Annotated in this window: 7 protein-coding genes and 2 pseudogenes; 3 read left to right on the top strand and 6 right to left on the bottom strand. The window is 64.6% G+C overall.

What is annotated here, in order from left to right:
- Window positions 1-135 precede the first annotated feature (135 nt).
- Complete coding sequence (locus EN914_RS22495; RefSeq protein ID WP_024501772.1) at window positions 136-885, top strand: sulfite exporter TauE/SafE family protein; 750 nt, start codon at window positions 136-138, stop codon at window positions 883-885.
- A 35-nt stretch (window positions 886-920) separates the two neighbouring features.
- Here EN914_RS22495 and EN914_RS22490 read toward each other — a convergent pair whose 3' ends face one another.
- The 3 genes and pseudogenes from EN914_RS22490 to EN914_RS22480 all read right to left on the bottom strand — a co-directional run bounded on the left by EN914_RS22490 (window position 921) and on the right by EN914_RS22480 (window position 2,239).
- Entirely contained in the window at window positions 921-1,415 is a 495-nt protein-coding gene (locus tag EN914_RS22490; protein ID WP_024501771.1) for a GNAT family N-acetyltransferase, read from the bottom strand.
- Complete coding sequence (locus tag EN914_RS22485; RefSeq protein WP_013530564.1) at window positions 1,412-1,702, bottom strand: DUF1778 domain-containing protein; 291 nt, start codon at window positions 1,700-1,702, stop codon at window positions 1,412-1,414. Before EN914_RS22485 ends, EN914_RS22490 begins: the two co-directional genes overlap by 4 nt.
- Before the next feature lie 86 nt (window positions 1,703-1,788).
- Window positions 1,789-2,239: pseudogene (locus EN914_RS22480) on the bottom strand (universal stress protein).
- A gap of 208 nt (window positions 2,240-2,447) precedes the next feature.
- Here EN914_RS22480 and EN914_RS22475 point away from each other — a divergent pair.
- Window positions 2,448-3,029, top strand: coding sequence for a histidine phosphatase family protein (locus tag EN914_RS22475; protein WP_024501770.1), 582 nt, complete (start codon window positions 2,448-2,450; stop codon window positions 3,027-3,029).
- 30 nt (window positions 3,030-3,059) lie between these two features.
- On the opposite strand, the gene EN914_RS22470 is transcribed toward EN914_RS22475, so the two are convergent.
- On the bottom strand, window positions 3,060-3,461 hold the full coding sequence (locus tag EN914_RS22470) for a VOC family protein (RefSeq protein WP_013530567.1): 402 nt from the start codon (window positions 3,459-3,461) through the stop codon (window positions 3,060-3,062).
- Between the two features lie 120 nt (window positions 3,462-3,581).
- Window positions 3,582-4,334, bottom strand: a complete 753-nt coding sequence (locus tag EN914_RS22465) for a pseudouridine synthase (RefSeq protein ID WP_024501769.1) — start codon at window positions 4,332-4,334, stop codon at window positions 3,582-3,584.
- Here EN914_RS22465 and EN914_RS22460 point away from each other — a divergent pair.
- Complete coding sequence (locus EN914_RS22460; RefSeq protein ID WP_245265291.1) at window positions 4,333-4,938, top strand: SRPBCC domain-containing protein; 606 nt, start codon at window positions 4,333-4,335, stop codon at window positions 4,936-4,938. The genes EN914_RS22465 and EN914_RS22460 overlap by 2 nt on opposite strands.
- Before the next feature lie 41 nt (window positions 4,939-4,979).
- Here the strand turns inward: EN914_RS22460 and EN914_RS22455 are convergent.
- Window positions 4,980-5,476, bottom strand: a pseudogene (locus tag EN914_RS22455) (transcriptional regulator); the annotation flags it as partial.

Below are 5,476 nucleotides of genomic sequence, written 5' to 3'. Positions count from 1 at the left end.
GGATCAGGCCTGCGGGGATGCGCGGCGACGGTCGTATCCACCAGCCGCGATGCGGCGCCGGCAAAGGCCGCCAGCCCGGATGCCGACGCAACCGATATGCTGCTGCATGACTGATCCGGCCCTGAAGATACGATCATGCTGAGCGCCGGCATCCTCGCCTGGATCGGCGCCGTGTTCCTCGCCGCCGGCTTCGTCAAGGGTGTCGTCGGCATGGGGCTGCCGACCGTGGCGATGGGCCTGCTGGCGGTAACGATGCCGCCAGCACAGGCCGCGGCACTGCTGCTGATCCCGTCGCTGGTTACCAACCTCTGGCAATTGCTGACCGGCCCGTCCTTCGGCCGGCTGTGCAAGCGGCTGTGGACGATGATGGCCGGCGTGATGCTTGGCACCGTTGCCGGCGCCGGCCTGCTCACCGGCACACACTCTGGCGTTGCCTCGGCCGGGCTCGGTGCGGCGCTGGTGCTTTACGCCATTCTCGGCCTGCTCAAGCTTGGCTTCACCACGCCGGCGCGCGGCGAAGCCTTGATGTCACCGCTGGTCGGGGTGGCGACCGGGCTGGTCACCGGCGCCACCGGCGTCTTCGTCATCCCGGCGGTGCCCTATCTGCAGTCGCTGCGGCTGGAGAAAGAAGACCTGATCCAGGCGCTCGGCCTGTCCTTCACTGTGTCTACGGCGGCGCTCGCCATCGGGTTGTTCAAGGCAGGCGCCCTGGCGTCGCCGAGTGCGCAACTGGTGGGGTCGGTCGCAGCCCTTGTGCCGGCGCTGGCCGGCGTGTTCGCCGGCCAGGCGCTGCGCCAGAAGATGAGCGTCGAGACCTTCCGCAAAGTGTTCTTCGCGGGGTTGCTGGCGCTTGGGGTCTATCTCGTGGGGGAGTTGGTGTTCTAGGCGCCGGACTTCCCCAGAGCACTGGCAGGAAGTCGTCAGCCAATGCTTTCGCTGAGATCAGCGAGCGTGACCATGAGTGTCAACGGCTCGACCGGCGAGCGCTCGAACCCGATGGTGATGTAGAAAGCTCGGGCATCGTCGGAAATCGCATGCACCACTATGCCTTTGATGCCCAGTATTTCAGCAGCCTGGAGAATTCGTAGACCGGCATCCCTTACCAGCGCCCGACCGATGCCCCGACCGTGATAGGCTTGGTCTACGGCTAACCTGCCTAGCACTGCGACGGGGATCGGATCGGGCATGTTGCGCCGGAAACGGCTGGAAGTTTCGACCATTTTCACGGCGCCGCTGGCAACGGCATAGTAGCCAATCACACGGTTGCCTTTGCAAGTCACATAGGTCCGGGATACACCGCCCGCTTGATTGGTGCGAGCACGTTTTTTCAACCAATCGTCGAGCGCTGTAATGCCCGACGAAAATTCCCCGAGTTCGTGATGATCCGCGAGTGGAACCGGGACCGACAGCGTCACGCAGCTTCCCACGGAGCCTTTGTCGTCATCGTGCGGCGCAATCGGTCGTTGGGCTGCGGCGGCGCGTCGAGGCGTGCCAGAAACGCAGCGTAGACATCCGGTTCGACGGTAAACACGAGACGGTTGAGCAACGCTTCCTCAGCGGCGCGTTGCGAGGCTTCAAGCATGAAGTCGGTGCGATTCTTACCGAGCAATTCGGCTGCGCGGTCGATCAGATTGCGAACTTCCGGCTTGACGCGGATGTTGAGCGGAACGCTCTTCGGCACCGGATGATGTGACGTTGGCATGGACGGCTCCTTCGTCGCGCATATCTAGCACAGCGTAACGACATTGTCATTACCCGGTTCGATGGAGCATGCGATCCGTAGTAGCCCTACCGCACGACCAGCACCGGGATCTCCGTGTAGGACAGCACTTCCGCCGTCTGGCTGCCGAGGAGCAGCTTGCCTAGTCCGCGGCGGCCGTGCGAAGCCATGACGATCAGGTCGCAGCCCAGGGCCTGCGACAGTTCCAGAATGGCTTCGGCGGGCCGCTTGTCCTCGACATGCACGACCTCCGCCGAGACGCCGGCGGCGTCGGCCGATGCCTTGCACTTGTCAAGAACTTCCTTGGCGTATTTGCGCGCCTCTTCCTGATAGGCGGGCCAGTTCATCGCCGGCGGCGTAGCCGGCCATGGCGCCGCCCCAGGCGAAGATCGGGAATTGTTCGGAGACGGTGATGAAAGTAACAGAGGCGCCGAGGCCCTTGGCCAATGTCAGGCCGTGGGTAACGCCCTTGTCGGCCAGTTCCGATCCGTCCGTGGCGATGAGCAAATGTTTGTACATGATGACATGACCTGTTGCGCAAGGGCCGATGCCCTTGAGGTGGCGGGAGCCTTGTGGAGGGCTGGCCTTGATATAGTTGCGGCCTCGGGCCGATCACAGGGCCGGCCCCGCCGCGGATCAAGGCCAGGCGACCACGCAGTCTTGTACCAAGCGGATTCCCCTTTGCCGCATCGTCGCCTAAGGTGCCGGTGACATTGAAAGGCAGTCCATGAGCAACCCGTATCCGCAAATCCATCTGGTCCGGCATGGTGAAACGGCATGGAGCCTTTCGGGGCAGCATACCGGCCGCACCGACATGCCGTTGACCCCGGTTGGCGAGGCCGCCGCGCGGGGTGTCGCGGACAGGCTCGAGGGCCTGTCTTTTTCGGCCGTATGGTCGAGCCCGTCGCAGCGCGCCTACAACACCAGCGTACTGGCCGGCTTCGGCGCGCAGAGCGTCAAGAAGGACGATCTGCAGGAGTGGGACTATGGCGCCTATGAGGGGCTGACGACAAAACAGATCCTGGCCGAGCGCCGCGGCTGGAATGTGTTTCGCGATGGGTGTCCAAAGGGCGAGATGGCGGCCGATGTCGGCGCGCGGGCCGACAGGATTATCGCTGGGCTGCGCGAGGCCAATGCCAGCATATTGGTGTTTTCCAGCGCACATTTTCTGCGCGTGCTGGCGGCGCGCTGGATCGGGCTGCCGCCGGAGGGCGGCGCGCTGCTGGTGCTCGATACGGCCAGCATCAGCGTGCTCGGCTACGAGCATGATTTGAGCGAGCCGGTCATCCGGAAATGGAACCAGAAATAGAGCAGCTTCGGCCAGCGGCGCCGCTTACGCCTATCTGTCGAATTTCCTGATCGCCTCAGCGGTTACCGGCGTGAAGAAATTCACCAGATTGCCGTCAGGGTCGCGAAACAACAGCGAGCGGTTGCCCCAGGGCATGGTGGTCGGCTTCTGCACAGTGATATTCCTGAGGAGGTCCGAGAGCCTGGCGAATTCAGCATCGACGTCGCCGACGCGGAACTCGATGATGGCGGTGTGGTTGTCGGCGGGGCGGGCGATGTCGCCGCCGAACAGCATCAAGGTGCGTGTGCTGCCGATCGCCAGCGTGCAGGTCGGCGTCGCCAGTTCGGCGAAGTCTTCCGTGTACACCGTCACGGGCATGCCGGTGATCTCACCGTAGAAGTGAACGAGACGCTGGACGTCCGACGTGATGATGCGGACGGAGACGAAATTCATTGCATTGGCTCCCTGATCGTTGAAGCCGTGGCCGGCTCCCATCCGACCTATAGGCCAGGCCTGCTGACAGCTTTCCGTCAGGAGGGATCGCCGTGCGCCTGCACCAGCGGCACGCCCTGCTTACCCCCTCAGCAGCGACAACTCTTCTGCTGTCAAATGCCGTGCCGTACCCTTGGCGAGGTCGCCGAGCGGCAGGCGGCCGATGGCGATGCGGATGAGGCGCAGGACCTCGACGCCGTGCGCGGCGAGCAGGCGACGGATGTGGCGGTTACGGCCTTCGTCGAGCACGATCTCCAGCCAGGCGGTGCGGCCGCCACTGCGCAAAAGTTCGATCGCGTTCGCGGTGAGCACCTCGCCGTCGACGATCACGCCGGCGCGCAACGTCTCCAGCATCGGAGCATCCGGTACCGTGCCGATCTGCACGTGATAGGTTTTCGGCAGATGCGAAGCCGGGTCCATCAGCCGGTTGGCAAACCGGGTGTCGTTGGTCATCAGCAGCAGGCCTTCGCTCGCCTTGTCGAGGCGGCCGACCGGGGAGACGAAGGGCAAGTCGAGCCCTTCCATGCAGGCATAGACGGTGTCGCGCTGCTGCGGGTCGTCGCGGGTGGTGACCAGCCCGCGCGGCTTGTTGAGCATGAGATAGACCTTGCGCTCGGCAACCACCGGCCTGTCGTCGACGACGATGCGGTCGCGGTCGAGGTCGACGCGCAGCGCCGCATCGCGCACCACCTTGCCGCCGACGCGCACGCGGCCTTCGGCGATCAGCACCTCGGCCTGCGTGCGCGAGCACAGGCCGAGCTTCGACAGCGCCCGGTTGAGACTGACGCCGGGCGCCCCCTGCCTGCCGCTCTGCCGTGTCTGCCGTGGTGTCATGGTGCCGTCTGCGCTGGTGGAGCCGACAGATGCCACGGGCTGCAATGGCTTCGCAAGCGTGGTGCTGTCTTCCTATACAGGGCAAGGGCAATGGCGGCATCCGTACCGCCTGGAACAGCGATATTGTCGCCGCCGCATCCGCTATAATCTGCACCCCATGAGTGAGTCCGCTGCGCCGATAACCAAGACCGTCGTCATCGGTGCCGAGCCGGCCAAGGTCTGGCGGATACTGACGACGCCAGAAATGATCCCGCAATGGATGTCCGACGAGGAGTTGACCGTCAGCCTGCAAGGGCAGGCCGGCGGCGCGATCGGGATGCGCGGACTGCTGCACGGAATACCGTTCGAAAACCACGGCACCATCCGCACTTTTGAGCCGGGAATGAGCTTCGCCTACAGCTACTGGAGCACGCTGTCGGCCTCGCGTCTGGCGGACGTGCCCGAAAATCACACCGTGGTCAGCTTCGACCTGGCGCCGGCGGATGGGGGAACACTGTTGACACTGACGCTCAGCGACTTCGCCGAACCGGCGATCCGGCCGCACGCCAATCTCTACTGGGGGCCGACCTTGCAGATCCTGAAGGCGGTCTGCGAGCGCGCTTGAGGGCGGGCGGGAGTCATCGCAGCGGATAGGTCGTCCCGCCCTTACTCTTTGGGGTATCGGGCGAGAGCCAGCGCGCGGATGCGGTCGGCGACGGCGCTGTCGACCGGGTTGTAGACGGTCAGGCTCAAATCCGGCCGGCCGTCGACCGCGAAGCCTGAATATTCCAGTTCGATATCGCCAAGTTCCGGGTGCTTCAGGCGCTTTGTCCCGTCGCCATGGCTGAGCACGCCGTTTTCCCGCCACAGGGCGGCAAACTCGGGGCTGGCGCTGCAGAGTTCGTCGACGAGTTCACGCACCTCGGAGACAGCGCCGGCGCGTGCCGCATCGGCCCGGAACGCGCCCACCACGAAACGGGCGAGGTTTTGCCAGTCGTGCTGCCTGGCGCGGATATGGGGACTGAGGAACATGAAGCGCAGAATGTTGCGCTCGCCCTCGGGCAGGGTGCTGTAGTCGGTCAGCACGACCCTCGCGGCACGGTTCCAGGCAACGACGTCCCAGGTAGCGGTCCTGACTATGGCGGGGGTGGGATCGGAGGTGT

Origin of the sequence: Mesorhizobium sp. M7A.F.Ca.CA.001.08.2.1 (genome assembly GCF_003998455.1) — a bacterium.
Classification (GTDB): domain Bacteria; phylum Pseudomonadota; class Alphaproteobacteria; order Rhizobiales; family Rhizobiaceae; genus Mesorhizobium; species Mesorhizobium ciceri.
This window is presented reverse-complemented; position numbering and strand designations above follow the sequence as displayed.

Coding starts and splice junctions, on each gene's coding strand:
- EN914_RS22495 (WP_024501772.1), top strand. CDS start 136: ATGCTGAGCGCCGGCATCCTCGCCTGGATCGGCGCCGTGTTCCTCGCC.
- EN914_RS22485 (WP_013530564.1), bottom strand. CDS start 1,702: ATGCCAACGTCACATCATCCGGTGCCGAAGAGCGTTCCGCTCAACATC.
- EN914_RS22475 (WP_024501770.1), top strand. CDS start 2,448: ATGAGCAACCCGTATCCGCAAATCCATCTGGTCCGGCATGGTGAAACG.
- EN914_RS22470 (WP_013530567.1), bottom strand. CDS start 3,461: ATGAATTTCGTCTCCGTCCGCATCATCACGTCGGACGTCCAGCGTCTC.
- EN914_RS22460 (WP_245265291.1), top strand. CDS start 4,333: ATGGTGCCGTCTGCGCTGGTGGAGCCGACAGATGCCACGGGCTGCAAT.
- EN914_RS22465 (WP_024501769.1), bottom strand. CDS start 4,334: ATGACACCACGGCAGACACGGCAGAGCGGCAGGCAGGGGGCGCCCGGC.